The 18,183-nt window shown below is 58.6% G+C and carries 17 protein-coding genes and 1 pseudogene; 16 read left to right on the forward strand and 2 right to left on the reverse strand.

The features are described from left to right. Position 1: 1 nt before the first annotated feature. The 5 genes from FB472_RS07870 (at position 2) to FB472_RS07890 (ending at position 6,483) form a co-directional block, all read left to right on the forward strand. The gene (locus tag FB472_RS07870) at positions 2–1,093 is read left to right on the forward strand and encodes a histidinol-phosphate transaminase (protein ID WP_141990438.1); all 1,092 of its coding nucleotides are present in this window, start codon (positions 2–4) and stop codon (positions 1,091–1,093) included. Between the two features lie 4 nt (positions 1,094–1,097). Further along, positions 1,098–2,213, forward strand: coding sequence for a thiamine pyrophosphate-dependent dehydrogenase E1 component subunit alpha (locus tag FB472_RS07875; RefSeq protein WP_141990439.1), 1,116 nt, complete (start codon positions 1,098–1,100; stop codon positions 2,211–2,213). An 11-nt stretch (positions 2,214–2,224) separates the two neighbouring features. Then, positions 2,225–3,202, forward strand: a complete 978-nt coding sequence (locus FB472_RS07880; RefSeq protein ID WP_141991513.1) for an alpha-ketoacid dehydrogenase subunit beta — start codon at positions 2,225–2,227, stop codon at positions 3,200–3,202. A 14-nt stretch (positions 3,203–3,216) separates the two neighbouring features. Then, positions 3,217–4,557 (forward strand): dihydrolipoamide acetyltransferase family protein, encoded by a 1,341-nt coding sequence (locus FB472_RS07885; protein WP_141990440.1) that lies wholly within the window; start codon positions 3,217–3,219, stop codon positions 4,555–4,557. A 279-nt stretch (positions 4,558–4,836) separates the two neighbouring features. After that, positions 4,837–6,483 (forward strand): thiamine pyrophosphate-binding protein, encoded by a 1,647-nt coding sequence (locus tag FB472_RS07890; protein ID WP_170192054.1) that lies wholly within the window; start codon positions 4,837–4,839, stop codon positions 6,481–6,483. Between the two features lie 73 nt (positions 6,484–6,556). Here the strand turns inward: FB472_RS07890 and FB472_RS07895 are convergent. Further along, positions 6,557–8,429, reverse strand: a pseudogene (locus FB472_RS07895) (FAD-dependent monooxygenase). A gap of 84 nt (positions 8,430–8,513) precedes the next feature. Beyond that, entirely contained in the window at positions 8,514–9,347 is an 834-nt protein-coding gene (locus tag FB472_RS07900) for a GntR family transcriptional regulator (RefSeq protein ID WP_141990442.1), read from the reverse strand. 373 nt (positions 9,348–9,720) lie between these two features. Between FB472_RS07900 and FB472_RS07905 the strand changes: the two genes are divergently transcribed. From FB472_RS07905 to FB472_RS07955, 11 genes are all read left to right on the forward strand, one after another. Then, a complete protein-coding gene (locus FB472_RS07905) occupies positions 9,721–9,972 on the forward strand; it encodes a hypothetical protein (protein ID WP_141990443.1) in 252 nt (83 codons plus the stop codon). Continuing rightward, positions 9,972–10,817, forward strand: coding sequence for a DODA-type extradiol aromatic ring-opening family dioxygenase (locus tag FB472_RS07910; protein ID WP_141990444.1), 846 nt, complete (start codon positions 9,972–9,974; stop codon positions 10,815–10,817). The genes FB472_RS07905 and FB472_RS07910 overlap by 1 nt, the downstream gene beginning before the upstream one ends. A 67-nt stretch (positions 10,818–10,884) precedes the next feature. Beyond that, complete coding sequence (locus FB472_RS07915) at positions 10,885–11,910, forward strand: dihydrodipicolinate synthase family protein (RefSeq protein WP_141990445.1); 1,026 nt, start codon at positions 10,885–10,887, stop codon at positions 11,908–11,910. A 59-nt stretch (positions 11,911–11,969) separates the two neighbouring features. Then, positions 11,970–13,259 (forward strand): aromatic ring-hydroxylating oxygenase subunit alpha, encoded by a 1,290-nt coding sequence (locus FB472_RS07920; RefSeq protein ID WP_170192055.1) that lies wholly within the window; start codon positions 11,970–11,972, stop codon positions 13,257–13,259. Positions 13,260–13,261: 2 nt separating this feature from the next. Then, positions 13,262–13,780 (forward strand): aromatic-ring-hydroxylating dioxygenase subunit beta, encoded by a 519-nt coding sequence (locus tag FB472_RS07925; protein WP_170192056.1) that lies wholly within the window; start codon positions 13,262–13,264, stop codon positions 13,778–13,780. 12 nt (positions 13,781–13,792) lie between these two features. Next, positions 13,793–14,071 carry a hypothetical protein gene (locus tag FB472_RS07930; RefSeq protein ID WP_215730413.1) on the forward strand — a complete coding sequence of 93 codons (279 nt, stop codon included), beginning with the start codon at positions 13,793–13,795 and terminating at the stop codon, positions 14,069–14,071. Next, on the forward strand, positions 14,068–14,850 hold the full coding sequence (locus FB472_RS07935; protein WP_141990448.1) for an SDR family NAD(P)-dependent oxidoreductase: 783 nt from the start codon (positions 14,068–14,070) through the stop codon (positions 14,848–14,850). The genes FB472_RS07930 and FB472_RS07935 overlap by 4 nt, the downstream gene beginning before the upstream one ends. Positions 14,851–14,941: 91 nt before the next feature. Then, positions 14,942–15,526 carry an amino acid synthesis family protein gene (locus FB472_RS07940; RefSeq protein WP_141990449.1) on the forward strand — a complete coding sequence of 195 codons (585 nt, stop codon included), beginning with the start codon at positions 14,942–14,944 and terminating at the stop codon, positions 15,524–15,526. After that, complete coding sequence (locus FB472_RS07945; RefSeq protein WP_141990450.1) at positions 15,523–16,725, forward strand: amidohydrolase family protein; 1,203 nt, start codon at positions 15,523–15,525, stop codon at positions 16,723–16,725. The genes FB472_RS07940 and FB472_RS07945 overlap by 4 nt, the downstream gene beginning before the upstream one ends. 33 nt (positions 16,726–16,758) lie before the next feature. Continuing rightward, on the forward strand, positions 16,759–16,965 hold the full coding sequence (locus FB472_RS07950; protein WP_141990451.1) for a ferredoxin: 207 nt from the start codon (positions 16,759–16,761) through the stop codon (positions 16,963–16,965). Beyond that, entirely contained in the window at positions 16,965–18,158 is a 1,194-nt protein-coding gene (locus FB472_RS07955; protein WP_141990452.1) for an NAD(P)/FAD-dependent oxidoreductase, read from the forward strand. Before FB472_RS07950 ends, FB472_RS07955 begins: the two co-directional genes overlap by 1 nt. Positions 18,159–18,183 lie beyond the last annotated feature (25 nt).

The raw sequence follows: 18,183 nt of genomic DNA on the forward strand, positions 1-18,183 counted from the left end.
AGTGACCACCCACCGCGTGCAGCTTCGACCCGAGATCGCCGCCCTCGTGCCCTACCGTCAAGGCGCGCCCGCCGAAGCAGACGCCTTCAAGCTGTCGTCAAACGAGAATCCGTTCGAGCCACTGCCGTCGGTGCTGGCGAAACTCTCCACGCACAACATCAACCGCTACCCCGACGCCTCCGCGCACGAACTGCGAAAACAGATCGCGGCCCGGTTCGGGGTGACCACCGAGAGCGTTCAGGTCGGTGCCGGTTCCGTGGCTGTTCTTGCCCAACTCATCAGCGCCGCGGCGGCCCGAGGCGACGAAGTCCTCTACTCGTGGCGCAGCTTCGAGGCATACCCGTTGCTGGTCTCCGCCGCAGGGGCCACTAGCGTGCAGATCGCGAACGGCGCCGACCACCGGCACGACCTGGCCGGTATGAGCGCAGCAATCACGGCATCCACGCGGGTCGTCATTGTGTGCAGCCCCAATAACCCCACCAGCACGGTGGTCACCGATGCCGAGTTCCGGGAATTCATGGCCGCTGTGCCCGAGAACGTGCTTGTTGTGCTCGATGAGGCGTATTGCGAATTTGTGACCGACCCCGAGGCGGTGCGCGGCGAAACCCTTCTCGGCAAATACCCCAACCTGGTGCTGCTGCGCACCTTCTCGAAAGCCTACGGGCTTGCCGGCCTGCGAATCGGGTATGCGATAGGCCCCGAATACGTGATGGATGCGGCGCGAGCGGTAGCAATTCCCCTGTCGGTGACCGAACTCGCTCAGACGGCAGCCATCGCATCCCTCGAACATGAAGATGAATTGTTGCAGCGTGTGCGGCGGCTTAATGCGGTGCGTGACCGTATCGTTTCTGGTTTGCTGAGCCAGGGCTGGACGGTGCCAGCGCCGAGCGGAAACTTTGTGTGGCTACCGACGGGGGCAGCAACCAATTGGGCTGCAGAGGTTTTTCGATCGCACGGCATTGTCGTTCGTGCTCTCGGTGAGGGTCTTCGGGTGAGTGTTGGCGAGGAAGAATCTGTGGAGAAACTCCTAAGGGCAGCGCACGAGGTTGTGAGTTCCAAGGAAAACGAAGCCCCGCAAGCCACGTTAGATTAGTCAAATGCCTTATACCGCCGCGACGGTTCAGCTGCTGTCTCCCGAGGGCACGCTCGTTCACAGCGATGCCAGCGAACAGTACCTCCCGTATGTAGAGAAGCTCAGCGACGATGCTCTTCACGAGTTTCACCGCCACATGGTGGTGATGCGCCGCTTCGATATCGAGTCTGCCAACCTGCAGCGTCAGGGCCAGCTCGCGCTGTGGGTGCCGAGCCATGGTCAAGAGGCAGCCCAGGTGGGTTCCGCTAGCGCAGCGAAGCCGCAAGATCACCTTTTCCCTTCGTATCGCGAACACGTCATTGCGCTCATGAGCGGTGTTGACCCGATCACCATCCTGTCAATGTTCCGCGGTCTCAGTCATGGCGGCTGGGACCCTCAAGATCACGACAACTTTCACCTCTACACGCTCGTTATCGGCTCGCAGACGCTGCACGCTACCGGATACGCGATGGGCCTCAATCTTGACGGTCGCGTGGGCACCGGCGACCCCGATAAAGACACCGCCGTCATTGCCTACTTCGGCGACGGCGCCACAAGCCAGGGTGATGTCAGCGAAGCAATGGTTTTCGCTGCCAGCTACCAGACCCCTCAGGTGTTTTTTTTGCAGAACAACCACTGGGCTATCTCGGTTCCGGTGTCACGCCAGTCGCGCACGCCGCTCTATTTGCGCGGCGAAGGGTTCGGCATCCCGAGCGTACAAATCGATGGCAACGATGTGCTCGCCAGCTTTGCGGTCACGGAGGCCAACTTGGATGCCGCCCGCGCCGGTCAGGGGCCCCGCTTCATTGAGGCGCTCACCTACCGCATGGGGGCGCACACCACGAGCGATGATCCGTCGAAATACCGTGACAACAGCGAACTCGAGTTCTGGGCCCAGCGCGACCCGATTACTCGATTCGAGACGTTCCTGCGCGCTCGTGGTGCGAGCCAGTCGTTCTTTGATGAGATCGCGACCGAGGGTGATGATCTCGCCGCCGATATCCGCAAGCGGATCACCGAACTGCCGGTTCCTGCCAGCTCAACCCTCTTCGATCACGTGTATTCCGACCCCCACCCTGTGATGGATGCGCAGCGCCAGGCGCTCGCCGACTTCGAGGCTTCGTTTGAGGAGGGTCACTAATGGCTGAGACGATGACTGAGACGATGACGATGGCGAAGGCCCTCAATGAGGGACTGCGCGCCGCCATGGGCCTCGACAGCAAAGTGTTGCTCATGGGTGAAGACATTGGGCCGCTCGGCGGGGTTTTTCGGGTAACCGAGGGACTTCAGGCGGAGTTCGGTGACAAGCGAGTGCTTGACACCCCCTTGGCTGAATCAGGAATTGTGGGTACGGCGATCGGGCTTGCCATGAACGGATTCCGCCCGGTGTGCGAGATTCAGTTTGATGGTTTCATTTTTCCGGGCTTCGACCAGATCACCTCCCAACTGGCCAAGATGACGGCCCGCCACGCGGGTGTGCTGTCGATGCCTGTCGTGATTCGTGTTCCCTACGGTGGACACATCGGCGCGGTCGAGCACCACCAAGAGAGCCCCGAAGCCTACTTTGCTCACTCCGCCGGACTGCGCCTGCTGAGCCCCGCAACTCCCCACGATGCGTACTGGATGATTCAGGAAGCGGTCGCGAGCAACGACCCGGTGATGTTCTTCGAGCCGAAATCCCGGTACTGGCAGAAGGGCGAGGTTGATCGTGAATCAAGCGGAATGCCCACGCACGCCAGCCGTGTAGTGCGGGAGGGCACCGAAGTCACTCTGGTTGGTCATGGAGCGATTGTGTCGATGCTGCTGCAGGTAGCAGAACTGGCCGCCGAGGAGGGTACGAGCGTGGAGGTCGTGGATCTTCGATCGCTCTCTCCCATCGATTACGAGCCGATCGTGGCATCCGCCCAAAAAACGGGTCGCGTTGTTGTGGTGCAAGAGGCACCCGGAAATGTGAGCGTGGGCTCGGAGGTTGCCGCGACGGTATCCGAGCGTGCATTCTATTCACTCGAAGCACCGGTGCTGCGGGTGAGCGGTTACGACACGCCGTTCCCTCCCGCCAAACTGGAATCCGTGTACTTGCCTAGTGTTGACCGCATCCTGGATGCTGTTGACCGGGCGTTGGCCTACTGACGAAGGAGGCCCTTGTGGCTGTATCTGAATTTCCTCTCCCCGATGTGGGCGAGGGGCTGACTGAAGCCGAGATCGTCTCGTGGAAGGTCGCGCCCGGTGATGAGATTGTCATCAATCAGGTGCTTGTTGAGATTGAGACCGCAAAGTCTCTTGTCGAGTTGCCGTCGCCCTTCGCCGGCACGGTTACTCAACTGCTGGTTGAGGAGGGGATGACGGTTGAGGTCGGAACCCCGATCATCGCCGTGCAGTCTCAGGGCGGAGCAGTTGAGTTGACGGCTCCGGGTTCCGGCGAGGACGAAGCTCACGGAACCATCGCCGACACGGCATCCACTATCGCCAGCGACGACGACAAGCCCGGCGCCGTTCTTGTGGGGTACGGTTCTGCGGGTCACGTGAGCTCTCGCAGGCGTAAGGGTGCGCAGTCCGCCAAGGGTGATGCGGGCGCAACTGCTGCGTCAAAGCCGCGCCCGGCATCCGTGCCGGCAGCATTCGCGAGCCCGATCATCGCTAAGCCGCCGATTCGCAAGCTTGCCAAAGACTTGGGCGTTGAGCTTGCGGAGGTTGGCGCTACCGGGCTGGCGGGTGAAACTACGCGTGAAGATGTGATTCGTCATGCGTCGCAGGCCAGTGTGTTCCGCAACATTGAGACGCCCGAGTGGGGAAGCGAGCGCGAAGAGCGTCTTCCTGTGAAGGGCGTGCGTAAGGCAATTGCGAAGGCGATGGTGCACAGCGCTTTTACCGCACCCCACGTGAGCGTATTCACTGATGTTGATGCCACGCGAACCATGGAGTTTGTGAAGCGACTCAAGAACTCCACCGATTTTGCTGGTGTGCGCGTGAGTCCGCTGCTGATTATGGCCAAGGCTGTGAACTGGGCTGTGCGCCGCAACCCCACCGTGAATTCCAGCTGGAGGGACACGGAGATCGTTGTTCACCACTACGTGAACCTGGGGATCGCTGCGGCGACTCCGCGCGGACTGATTGTTCCGAACATCAAGGATGCGCAAGAGTTGAGCCTTCTTGAGCTGGCGAAGGCCCTCGAGAACTTGACCCTTACGGCGCGTGATGGCAAGACGCAACCGGCGGAGATGTCGAACGGCACGATCACGATTACTAATATCGGTTCCTATGGCATGGATACGGGAACGCCGATCATCAACCCGGGTGAGGCCGCGATTGTGGCTCTGGGCTCGATCAAGCAGAAGCCGTGGGTTGTCGATGGCGAAGTGCGGGCGCGCTATGTCACTACGGTGAGTGCGAGCTTTGATCACCGCATTGTTGATGGGGATGTCGCGAGCCGTTTCGTTGCTGACTTGGCGAGCGTGCTTGAGGAGCCTGCCCTCCTGCTCGACTAGCGACCGTCGAGCGCCAATCGTGCCAGATCAGGCATCGAAATAGCTCAAGTGGGTGACGCGCGGATTCTGTCGTTCTCGTAAAGTTGGTGGATACTCGTGTAGATCTGGAGCCCGGTCTCAGGCTTTTCTCCGGTCGAGTGTGACGCTACAGGCAAGGGTGCCCGGTCCTGTCGACCAGTACCGTGATGTCGTGCGCTTAACAAAAGTAAGGGGCGCATCTGCACCCGTTTCGGTGAAACGCAGCTTGTGGTGTTGGGCTGCACGATGAGGGGAATTTTCATGTCAAAAGTTGTGACGGTAGCAACCGTGATCGGCAGTGTCCTCCGGACGCACGGAGTACGGACAGTCTTCGGGGTCGTCGGCAGCGGAAACTATTTACCGACAGCAGCGCTTGAGGCGGTGGGGGCACACTTCGTGCCGGCACGTCACGAAAGTGCGGCCGTATCCATGGCCGATGCATTTTGGCGTACTACGGGCGAGATAGCGGCAGCCAGCGTGCACCAAGGGCCCGGGTTGTCAAACGCGGTAACGGCTTTGGGCGAAGCGGTGAAGTCACGTGTGCCACTAGTGGTGATCTCTGGTGCCACCTCGGCAAGCACGCGTAGGTCAAACTTTCTTATCGACCAGCAGGCTCTCGTCGAGTCAGTGGGTGCTGGCTACGAAACCATACGGTCGCCTGAGACAGCGGTCGACGATGTAGCAGCGGTGATGCAACGCGCTCACGACGAACGACGTCCGATCGTGCTGGCCGTGCCGATCGACGTACAAGAGACTCTCATTGAGTTCGATTCATCGCATATTCCAGCGTTGAGGGAGCGGCCGCGCGTGGTGCCGTCGGCGGCGGCACTTGCCTCAGCCGCCAAACTGCTCGCGGCTGCCGAACGCCCGGTTATTTTGGCCGGTCGTGGCGCAATGCTGTCGGGGGCAGAAGACGCGCTAGTGAACCTCGCCGAGATCATCAACGCGAAACTGTGCACGTCAGCGATGGCGCACGGACTCTTCACTGGCAACGATCGTCTGCTGGGAATCTGTGGAGGTTTCTCATCGGACATGACCGTTGAGACGTTGCACGCCGCCGATCTGGTTCTGGTCGTTGGAGCTTCTCTGACGACCTGGACCACACGTGCCGGTACATTGTTCGACAACAATCCGACAGTGATTCAGATTGACTCTGAGTTGCCCGGCCTCCACGTCAGCGCGTACGCAGCCGTGGCGATGCTCGGAGATGCCCGCGAGACCGCAGCAGCGCTTGGGACGCTTCTTCCTGCACCGCAAGGTGAGCCTCATCGTGACGCTCACGCAGGTCAAAGAAACCTTACGAATGATGTGGATGTCTACACTGCCGAAGCCGGAGCCCCACTTCACCCCGGTGAAGTGACGGCTCGTCTTGAGACGATGTTGCCTCACGAACGGACGCTTGTCCTCGATGGCGGTCATTTTATCGGCTGGCCTGTTCGCGGTCTTAGCGTTCCCGATCCCGCAGGATTCGTATTCTCTAGCGCTGGTTTTCAGTCGATCGGCCTCGGAATGGGCTCCGCAGTTGGTGCCGCTATTGGGCGACCCTACCGCACAGTCGTGCTGGCATGTGGTGATGGCGGCTTCCTTATGGGAATTTCAGAACTTGAGACAATGGTCAGACTCAACTTGCCAATTGTGATCGTAATTTACAACGACGGTGCCTATGGTGCCGAAGTTCACCACTTCGGTGCTGATGACCCTCACGTCGATCTGGTGCGATTCGCGGATACAGATATTGGTGCGTTTACCTCTGGATCGGGCGCAAAAACTGTGACAGTGAGAACGCTAGACGATCTTGATGTTGTGAAGGACTGGGATGGGCATCGAGATGGCCCCCTTCTGCTCGATGTCGTAATTGATCCCACCATCATGGGTGAGTGGGCGGCGCAGGACTTCGTCGGACACTAGGGCACCCGGTTATGGTGGCCTGAGGGCAGGGCAGATCGATCGGTGATCGGCGAGCCCCTGCTCCGGTGCTGAGCTACTGAGTCGCCAGAATAGGGCGAAAGAATGTCGCGAGCTGGTCGGTAGCCCCTGATAGCGGAACTGTTTGTGCGACGTATTGATCGGGGCGAACTACGACAATCGCCCCATCGCGACTAATGCCGCGCTGCTCAAAAATATTCTCGTCCGAGTTGAGCGCATAAACCTTTTCGTAGTTAATCAGCGAGAACGGACCAACCTGCGGTGTGAAAATATCCGCTACCGTGCTCATGTCGATTGAACGATGTGAGCACGGAAAAATAACGTTCACATCGAACCACGCATCCGTGCCGAGACCAGAAGGGGTTGCCGACAGAGGCGAATCGACAGAGGTCGTTAGCCACTGGGCGAAGTCGTCGACCGCCGTGGAACCGCGGGAGGGACCGGCATCCGCGAAGACGTAAATACGCCAACGACCATCAGCGGTGGCCTGGTGACCGAGGTGGATCGGGTTTGCGTCACACACGCGAGTGACCATTGCAGACTTGAAGCGTTTGCCGATCGCGAATCCGGCTGCCAACTCCTGGTGGTGTGTCTCACCGGTGAGTTGTGACGATGCGCACTGCGTCAGGAAGCCGGCAGGAAATTCGCCGGTTCGCACGTAGAAGTCCTCTAGTTCCGATGCGTTCTCGAAGTCTTCTGGCTTTTGGCGAGCATCGTTGACCACGTGCGGTCGAAGTCGATGAGATTTTCGGCAACGCGGCGACGTTCAGCGCTATAAGTGGCCAGCAGGTCTTGTGGGCTGCGCCCTTCGAGCACGTGGCCGAGTTTCCAGGCGATGTTCCAGCCGTCTTGCTTCGAGACGTTCATCCCCTGTCCTGCCTTGGCGCTGTGCGTGTGGCAGGCATCGCCCGCGATGAACACGCGAGGGGTGCGGGTGCCGAGTTCTGTCACGGGAACATCATCGAACCTGTCAGTTACCCGGTGCCCGACTTCATAGACGCTGTGCCAAGCGACGTGCCGAACGTCGAGCACGTAGGGGTGCAAGATGTCGTTGGCTTTCGCAATGATCTGGTCGACCGTCGTGTGACGCACCGCACCATTGTCATCGGCAGCTACTTGCCCGAGATCGATATACATGCGAAAAAGGTGCCCGCCCTCGCGCGGGATCAGCAGGATATTGCCCGCTTCAGATTGGATCGTGCACTTTGAACGGATGTCGGGAAAGTCGGTAACAGCTAAGGCGTCAAGCACACCCCAGGCATGGTTGGCCTTCTCGCCGGCGGAAACACAGCCGATTGCGGCCCGCACCTTACTGCGCGCACCATCGGCGCCGAGCACGTACTTTGCTCGGACGACGCGTGCGTCACCGGCCACGGGCTTGACCGTGACGGCAACCGGGTATTCGCCTTCGCTGGCGATCGTGAGGTCGATGAACTCGACCCCGTAGTCGGGCGCTAGGCGGGTTGGTGAGTTGGCGGCGACTTCGGCGACGTAGTTGAGCACGCGTGCCTGATTGACGGTGAGACGGGGAATTCGCTGATGGTTTTATCATCGTCGGGAGTGACTGCAGTGCGGATAATCTGGCAGGGATTGGCGGGGTCTGGCTTCCAGAAGGAGGTTTCAGACCGTTGGTACGCTTCTTGGATGATCTGCTGAGCGAATCCGAAAGCCTGAAAAGTTTCCACGCTGCGTGGCTGAATTCCATCCGCCTGACCGATCTCGAGTCTTCCGGGGCGCTGCTCGACGATTCGGGTCGTCACGTTCGGAAACTCGGAGAGCTGCGCCGCTGCAATCATTCCTGCCGGACCGGTGCCGACGATGAGTACATCGACTTCGTCGGGAATTTCTTGCGGGCGCTCGCGCCCTAGTTGAGAAGCGGGCTGGATGCGCAGGTCACCAGAAACGTAGCCGTACTGATGAAACTGCATCCCGACTCCTTGGTTCACGTCACCCCTGCAGTTTATGAAGCCACGGTGCACTTCCGCGTCACCGTGTTGGGGTCTCTGTGCCGCTCAACGCGAAGGACGTTCGGGTGTTCGGGCCATGGCCGGGAGTGTTGCGGCTGCCGAAGATTTGACGTGTTCTATGCACGCGTTTCGTGCGTCGGTGGGGTCGCCGGCGAGTACAGCGTTGACGATTCTCTGGAGGGCATCAATCGTTGGCTTGGACTGCGATTCAACAGAAAGCGAGACACGCCGAATCTGATTAATGCGTACGTGCAGCCTTTCGATGATCTCGTGGAGTTCTGTGTTGCGGGCACCCTCCAGCAGGTGCGCGTAGTAGACGTCGCTTGCAACGAGTGCGCCGGTGATGTCGGAAGACTCGATGGCGTGGCGCACTGGCTCGAGAGATTCAGCGAATTGCATTTTTTCGTGAGCAGTACCGCGCACCGCGAAGAGTTCACCGGCCAAGCCTTCGAGCACTCCACGCACTTGGTACATGTCGATGGCCTCGGCGTAGCTCAACTCGCTTACTCGTGCACCACGATTTTCAGTGAGCTCAACGATTCCTTGGGCGGCTAGGTGTCGTATCGCGTCGCGGACGCCGGTGCGGCCGATGCCATAGCGCAGGGTGAGTTCTCGCTCGACGAGTTTGACCCCCGGCGCGTACTCACCGTTCGCAATGGCCTGTTTGAGGGCGTCGCGAATATCAAGGGAAGAGTCAACGGTGCCCGTGATCTCGTCTGGCGGCATGGGGTCCTCCGGAGTTAGCGTGATTGTTTCTCTAGTGTGAAGGCTTGGAGTCGAGCATATCGAGAGGATGCGGCCGGCGAGCGGGTGTCCACCGCAGTTGAGGGTCAAAAATGTCGACAAAATTACTTCACCCGGCCCAGACGCACTGGTCACCGTGGCTTCTTCGACGCTTCTTTGAGGCTGACTCGAGCAATCCGACTCTAGAATCCCTGAAGGATTCGGTGTCCGGGGTTGAACTTGCGCACCCGAGCACCCGCGCCTACAACAGATTCTCGATTGACCGGTGTCATTTTGTCGACAATCCGTATAGGGTGAGATCAGAGCAGCATTTCGCAACCACAGGTTGGTCGCGAAAAATAGCTACTTGAGAAGTACCGGAAACCCTCTGTTATCGCCACAGATGCCCCAACCGGGTGACGCGAAGAACGGCAGGGTCTTCGTAGGATTCAAGTGATCCGGACTTACATCCGAGGTCATCTCCATTGAGGCAATGACGCCATGACGGGCGATCGAGAGGGGCAAGCAGATGTACAGTCTCCACAAATTGTTGTGGGAGATCCGGAAGGATCCCGAACTTGCGAAGCGCTTTCGCGCCGATCCGTCAGTGGTACTCAATGAATACGGCCTTGAGGGCGACGCTCGCGAAGCGATGCTGACCCTCGACTTCAAGAAACTCCATGAGATCGGGGCCAACCCGTATCTCATTTACTTCTGCGCGCTCCAACTGCAGGTGGGCCGTGAGAGTTACTACGAGCAGATCCGCGAGGGGAAGAACTAATGGGCAAGATTGTAGGGGCGTTCGCAGCATCCCATTCTCCAGGAATAACTGGATGGCCCGAACGTGCGGAACCGCGCAAGCGCGAAGCCGTAGAGAATGCTTTTGCGGAGGCTCGTCGACGCATTGATGCGCTGAAACCGGACGCAATCGTCGCGATTTCGGTTGAGCACTTCACAAATTTCAACTTCGGCAATCTGCCGGCATTCGCGATCGCAACCGCGGACTCTTACCTTGGGCCAGTGACGGCCGAGATGTCTGAGTTCATTGACGTTCCCCAGCACGACTACCCCGGCAACGGGAAGCTCGGTCGGCACATTTACGAGTTCGCGCTCACCAATGAGTTTGATCCGGCTCTGGTCGAAGGGGGCCTCGCGTTCGACGAGAACTTCTGTGTTCCGCTGAAGCATCTAGATCCGGAGTCGAAGTACCCCCTAGTACCGATCATCCTCAATGGGGTAAACCCGCCGTGGCCTACCGCGAAGCGCTGTTATGACTTTGGTGAGATGGTTCGCCACGCCGTCGAGGCCCAGAACGAGGTCGATCGGGTAATCGTGATCGGAACGGGTGGATTGTCGCACTGGGTCGGTCTTCCGGAATCCGGCACGGTTAATGAGGAATTTGATCGCGACTTCATCGCCCGGATCGAAAGCGGTGACCCGGAGCAGCTCAAAAACTACTCGCCGCAGGAGATCGATGCCGCGGGTAATGGTGCACACGAAGTGCGCACTTGGATCGCGGCTGCGGGTGCCGTTGACGCTCCGTTCGAAGTGCTCGCGTACGAACCAGTTCCTGAATGGTTGACGGGAACGGCTGTAGCGGCCGCGACTCCCGGTCTTCACTTGTAATCAGTTCCACCCAGATACCGCCGGCCGCGACTGTTCGCGTCTGGCTTCTACGAAAAGAGAAAACAGTATGAGCAAGCTTCCTAAAGTTACAGGTCGCGACATGCGAGGCGTCATGTCGTATCCTCCTACTCCGGCTCTCCCTGGTGCCGACGAGGTAGAAGCGCAGGACACGGTCGACCTGGTCGAGACCGAGCGCATGATTAAGGCGCTCATGGCAGACGGTGTTGACGCAATTGCGCTCAACGGAACCCTCGGCGAGATGGCAACACTGACGCTCGACGAGTGGAAGGCATTCGCTGAGTGCGCCGTACAGACCGCTCACTCGGTCAACCCCGACTTCCCGATCTTCGTCGGTGCGACCACGTTGAGTACTCGCGAAACCATTGCGCGTACGCGGTTCCTCTCGGGCATTGGTGCTACCGGTACGTTGCTTGGCCGTCCTATGTGGGGCGAAATGGTCGCCCCCGTTATGGATAAGTTTTACCGTGACGTCGCTGAGGCTGTTCCTGAGATGGCGATGGTTGTCTACGACAACACTGCAGCTTTCGGTGGAATCATTCCTCGCTCGGTCTACCGAACCCTCATCGAACTGCCTCAGGTGGTTGCGGTGAAGTACGCCGGTGGCGCGTCTGTTGGTTTCCGTTACCACAACGACATGGCTCACACCGGAACTCGCTTCCCGCTCATGCCGATCGAGACCGACTGGTTCCCCGCCTGGGAGATGTACGGTGAAGAACTCGTCGGTATGGCCTGGTCCTCAACGACCGCGATGGGTCCGGGTCCCGTTCTGCACCTGCGTGACGCTTTGCAACAGGGACGTGTAGAAGATGCACGCTGGCTGACCGAGCGTCTGCGTTGGGCTCACGAGCCCTTCATTGTTGGGCAGGACTTCTTTGAGTTCGCGAAATACAACATCCCGCTCGAGAAGATCCGTGTGAACGAAGCTGGCTACATCCACGTCGGCAAGAGCCGCGTTCCCTACACCGAGGACCTCGTTCCTCAGAAGCACTGGGACAGCACGCTTGAGCACGTCGAGCGCTACAAGCAGATCATCACTGAGATCGAAACGCGCATGGGTGCCCGCAACAAGTAGTGAAAAACCACTAAAGAATCAGTTAGGTCATCATGACAACGCAGTCAGAGAATCCGGACATGGAAGCACGCCTACGCGATATCCGAGAGGGTATCGATCACGGTCGCTTTCCCGCATATGTGTTCAACGATCAGGAGATATTCGATCTTGAGCAGGAGAAACTTTTCGGGCAAGCCTGGACGTTCCTCGCTCACGAGTCGGAGATTCCGAAGCCGGGCGACTATGTCACTCGCTACATCGGGAACAACAATCTGATTGTCGCGCGTGACGAACATGGAGAGATTCACGCGAATCTCAACATGTGTCGTCATCGCGGAAACATGATGTGCAAATCGGAGATGGGCAACGCCTCGCACTTCCGTTGCTCGTATCACGGTTGGGTCTACAAAAACTCTGGTGAACTCATCGGTGTGCCCTACCTAGCTGAAGGTTATGAAGGCAAGTTAAAGAGAAAGGACTGGGGCCTCGTCAAGGCACGCATCGACACCTATGAGGGCTTGGTGTTCGGTACATTCAACGAGGACGCTTCGTCGCTCGAAGATTATCTTGGCGGGTTCCAGTTCTACCTCGACCTCTATCTCAAGCAGGGCCCGAATGGCAGCGAAGTTCATGGCCCACCGGACCACTGGATCACCGAGACTGACTGGAAGATCGCGGCCGAGAACTTTGCGGGCGATGGATACCACACGCCGGTAGCCCATCAGTTCGGATTCAACCTTGGCTACTTCCCCTCTTCTGGGGCAACGCACAGTCAAGGCTGGGCTGCCAGCATACCGGGCAAGGGCCACGGAATCGGGCTCGGTCACACTCCCGGTTTCACACCGTTTGCAGGGTTCCCCGACGCCCTCACCGCTGAGATAAAGAAGAGCCTTACTCCCGATCAGGTCGAAGTGTTTAGTAACACTCGCACCGCAGTCGGAACGGTTTTCCCGAATCTTTCGTTCTTGATGCAACCCTTCAGCCTGATTCCCGGTGAGACCGGAGTACGTTTCGTCACGATGCGGCTCTATCACCCCATCGGTCCGGGCAAATGTGAGATGTACTCCTGGTGTCTCGTGCCGAAGGATGCGTCCGACGAATATAAGGAAGCGGCATATCAGGCCTACACGTTGACCTTCGCGCAGGCGGGTACTTTCGAGCAAGACGATTTGGAAAACTGGGCGCGACTGACCCGCATGGCAAAATCATCGGCGGCAAAGGGCATCGAGTTCCCCTACCTGATGGGTATGGAAACTGAACGCGATGAAGACTTCCGGGGCCCCGGCCACGTTGTCAAGCCATATGTAAATGACTCCAACTTTCGAAACCTCTGGGGCCGTTGGGCTGACTACCTCCTTGGGGAGGCATAATCGTGACCGCTCTGAGCACGGTAGATCGTGCAATCCAAGAAGACATCAAAGAATTCATCGCTCGCGAAGCGCTTGCTGTCGATGAGCGACGATTCCGCGATTGGCTCGATTTTCTCGCCGAGGACATCACCTATGACGTGCCATTGCGCGTCGTACGTGAGGGCCTCGCTGAGTGGGAGCTTTCACCAACGGGCCGTATCTTCCAAGACAACAAGCAGACCCTTGAGGTTCGCGTTCGCCGCTTGGAAACCGACTTCGCGTGGGCAGAACAGCCCCCGTCGCGGACCCGGCACTACGTGACGAACGTGCTGATCGACGACAGCGAAAAGACTGGCGAGTATGAGGTCACGTCGTACTGTCTGATCTACCGCAGCCGCGGCGACAGCATCGAACCGAACTTCGTGTCGGTTTTCCGTAAGGACCTTGTGCGTCGAGTTGGTGACAGCTATCAGATCGCTCGACGCTGGGCGGCAATTGACCAGGCGATCATCAACGCGCACAACCTGTCCATCTTCATCTGATCGGAGTACATCATGACTGAATCGAATCCTCGGCCCCAGGCCGAGAATCCAGACGAGGGTGAAGTTTTCGAGTTTCCTAAGGATGGCGGAAACGCGGGACCCATCGTCATTGCCAACGAGTTCGCCGACGTGGTTGTGCGCAAGGTTTCGACGCGCAACGGTATGCGCCTCGAATTGTGGTCCCCACGACGCGGAACCTGCGTGCGTTTCGATGCGGTGGCCCTCGACGTGCTCAGCTACCAAGAGCCCGAGTTCATTACGGAGCTTCTGGCGAGGAGCCCTGGCGCATGAGTAACTCCCTCGCAGGGTTGCATATCCTCGTCACCGGTGGCGGATCAGGTATCGCCCGAGCCGCAGCCGAGCGATATGACCGCGAGGGTGCGATCGTCACTGTGCTCAACCGTTCAGCGCCTGGTGCGGATGCCGTCCGAGAAGCGTCGGGCGGTCGGATCCGCACAATGGTTGGTGACGCGACAGATCCCGAAACTCTCAGCGCAGCAGTCGCCGCTGCCGCAGATGAGAACGGCAAGCTGCACAACCTCACGTGCGGAGTGGGTGCTTTTGACAACTATTCACGGGTAAGCGACCTCTCCCCAGCGGAGCTAATTGATGCTGCCGAGGAGATCTGGCGCATTAACGTGGGCGCGACTCTCCTTGCGGTAAACATCGCTGTTCCCGTGCTTCGAGAGGCATGCGGGTCGATCACTCTTACGCTGTCGGAGTCAGCATTCAACGCGATCGGTGGCGGCGTACTCTACGGCAGCTCAAAATGGGCTCTTCGTGGAATCGTCGATCATCTCGCCGCAGAGCTCGCGCCGGTTATCCGGGTTAATGGCGTCGCCCCGGGAGGAACCGGAGGCACCAAGTTTGGCGGTCTCTCCTCTCTCGGTCAGACAGTGACCGCAGACAAGGTCGAAGGCCGCGACGAGCGGATTGCTGCTGGCACGTTACTTGGCATAACGGCGATGCCCGAAGACCACAGCGGTGCCTACCGTTTTCTTGCCGATCCGGTCGACGCTCGAGTCGTCACAGGCGTCGTGATCCGCACTGACGGTGGCCGAAGACTTTAGCTCTCTCGGATCCACAGCAGTGCACCACTACTGTCCATATATTCGGGGCCCCGTCGTCCCACAGATACCAACCTAGAAATTGAGGAATGAAATGACTGAGAGTCTGATCCAGATCCGTAAGGTTTTTTCGCAGATCGAGGAGACTCGTTCTTCTGCAGGAAACACTGACGTTGGTGGCCCGGTGCGCAAGGTAGCTGTGTGCGCCGTGATCAAAAACCCGTTCGCCGGTCAAGGGTATGTCGAAGACCTTTCGGCCCTGGTAGAGGCGTCAGCCGAGATCGGAACAATGCTCGGGGAGCAGGCTGTGCTGCTGCTCGGGGCTCCGGTCGAGAGCTACGGCAAGGCGGGCCTCGTGGGAGCCGATGGTGAGCAGGAGCACGTTAATGCTGCCCTCACCTCTGTCTTCGGTAATGCTTTTCGCGAGGCAATGGGTGGAGGTGCTGCATGGATTACTTCGGTGACAAAGCCTGGTGTAGCCGGCACCGTCATTGATGTCCCCACCGCTTACAAGGACGATGTGTGGGTTCGCTCGCACTACGACTCGATGGAAGTTCGTGTGCCTGATGCGCCCCACTCCGATGAGCTCATTGTCATCGCCGCTGTGACTAACCGTGGTCGAATCAACGCCCGTGTTGGCGGCATGTCGATCGCTGAGGCTCAGGAGAAGCACCGATGAACGGCTCGCTCGCGGTAATAGGTGCTGGCACAATCCTCTCCGGAGACTGGCGCGCTCCGGTCATCGCAGATGCTGACACGATCGTTGTTCGCGACGGCAAGATTACCGCCGTCGGGATGCAGAGTGACTTGCAGGCCGAGGTCGATACCTCGAAATACGTTATCGACGCAGTCGGCACGACCGTTGCTCCTGGTCTGATCGATTCCCACTGCCATGTTGTTCTTGGCGATTACACGCCTCGCCAAAAGACCGTGGACTTCTTGGCTAGCTATGTTCACGGTGGAATCACGAGCATCGTATCTCCGGGCGAGATTCATGCGCCGGGTCGACCGAGCACGGCTTCTGGCGTCAAAGCTCTCGCCATCGCGGCCAAGGAGTGCTTCGACAATTTCCACCCGAACGGCATGACTGTTCACGCGGGTGCTGTGGTGTTGGAGCCAACGTTGCAGGAGAAAGATTTCGCCGAGCTGCAAGCAGCAGGTGTCCATCTCGCGAAATTTGGCTTCGGCCGGTATAGCGATCCCGCAGATGGCTTGGCACAAGTGACGTGGGCTAAACAGTACGGCATTACCGTTATGTGCCATTCGGGTGGAGCCAGCATTCCCGGAAGTAAGCCGATCACCCCCGATCACCTGATGCTTCTTGCCCCGCAGGTCTGCGGTCATATCAATGGTGGACCAACCTCTCTCGCCGAAGAGGGTGTTGATCGAATCATGGATGAGACGGATATGGCGTTGCAGCTCGTGCAAGCGGGCAACGTTCGCCAAGCGGTTCGTATTATCAACCGCGCGGTTGAAAAGGATGTCTTTGACCGTGTGGTCATTGGCTCGGATACCCCGACCGGCACCGGCGTCATGCCACTCGGCGTTATGAAGACAGTCGCCGAGCTCTCGTCTCTTTCCGACGTTGATCCTGGCATGGTATGGGCAGCAGCGACTGGTAATAACGCGAATATTTGGGACCTTCCTGCTGGCTTCATCGCCGTGGGGAGAGCTGCAGACATCGTGATCATTGATGCTCCATGGGGCTCGACCAAAGACGATGCGCTTGGTGCACTTTCGGTGGGCGACATTCCCGGGATCTCCGCGGTGATTACCGGCGGTATCGTGCGCACTTTGCGCAGCCGAAACACGCCTCAGGCCGCCCGCGCGGCAAAGGTCACTCCGCCAATAGAGCACCTCGAATCCTCGGGGCACTAACCGAACCGTTATCCGCACGAAAGGATGAAGAGAATGGCGTTCAAAGTTACGGTCGATCTAGACCTATGCCAAGGCTATGCCAACTGCCTCATCGAAGGTCCCGCACTTTTCGACATCGATGATGACACCAATAAGGCCATCGTTCTTGGAGGAGACGAACACGATGAAGCACTCCGCGCTCAGGCTGATGCGGCTACGCGTGGTTGTCCGGCTCGAGCCATCGTTGTTGAGGATGTCTAGTGGATCGCGTCGTGATCGTCGGAGGGTCGCTCGCCGGGGTTAACGCCGCAGAAGCACTTCGTGAGCACGGCTTCGAGGGAGATCTCACGCTGATCTCCGCAGAAGAGAGCTTGCCTTATGACAGGCCGCCCTTGTCTAAGCAGATGCTTCTCACGGACATGGCACCAGAACAATTGCTGCTCAAGGAGTCTGACTGGTACGAGAAGAACGGGCTCGACGTTGTTCTCGGGAATCCTGCGCGCGGCCTCGATCCGATAGCGCAACGCGTTGCGCTAAGCGATGGCACCGAACGTGAGTACGACGGTCTGGTTCTTGCTACTGGATCCGCGGTGCGTGAGCTTTCTGTGGTTCATGGAGAACCTAGGCTGCACGTGTTGCACTCGATGGATGATGCCATCAGGCTGAGAGCAGAGTTTGCTCCGGGAAAGCATTTGGTGCTTGTCGGCGGTGGCTTTATCGGTCTTGAGGTCGCGGCTGCTGCCCGGTGGCAGGGACTTGATGTCACGGTTATCGCGAGAGGACCGGCACCACTCTCACGAGTATTTGTCGGTGATATCGGGCGCTGGTACCAGGGCCTGCATGAACGCAATGGCGTGAACGTGCGGTGTGGCAGTGCGCTCGAGGCGATCGAATGGGGCATCAATGGTGCTGTTGTCACGTTAACAAATGGCAGCGTCATCAATGCCGACATTGTTGTTGCTGGTGTTGGCTCAACGCCTGCCGTTGAGTGGCTCGCAAACAGCGGGGTAGAAATCACTAATGGTCTTGCGTGCACTCCAGACTTGATGACCTCAGTGCCGAACGTTGTTGCTGCAGGAGACATCGTTAGTTGGCGCAATCCGATCTTCGATGAGGAGATGCGCGTCGAACATTGGACGAATGCTATTGATCAAGGTCGCCATGCTGCGGCCACGCTTCTCGGCAACCGGGATCCTTTCGCTTCGGTCCCATATTTTTGGACGGACCAGTTCGATACCAAGATGCGTTTCGTCGGTCGCACGACTGGTGCGGATCACACAAATATCGAAACTCTGTCAGACGACAAACTTGTCGCAACCTTTGGGCGCGACGGGGTGGTGATCGGTGCTGTCTGCATCGGCGCCCCACGCCAGCTCGCGAAATACAAAGTCGCGATTCAGAACCGCACACCTTGGGATGAAGCTGTCGAGGCCTCGCTCATTGCGGCACGTTAGTTCACTACGCACTGTAAGAAAACAC

This window comes from Rhodoglobus vestalii (assembly GCF_006788895.1).
Classification (GTDB): domain Bacteria; phylum Actinomycetota; class Actinomycetes; order Actinomycetales; family Microbacteriaceae; genus Rhodoglobus; species Rhodoglobus vestalii.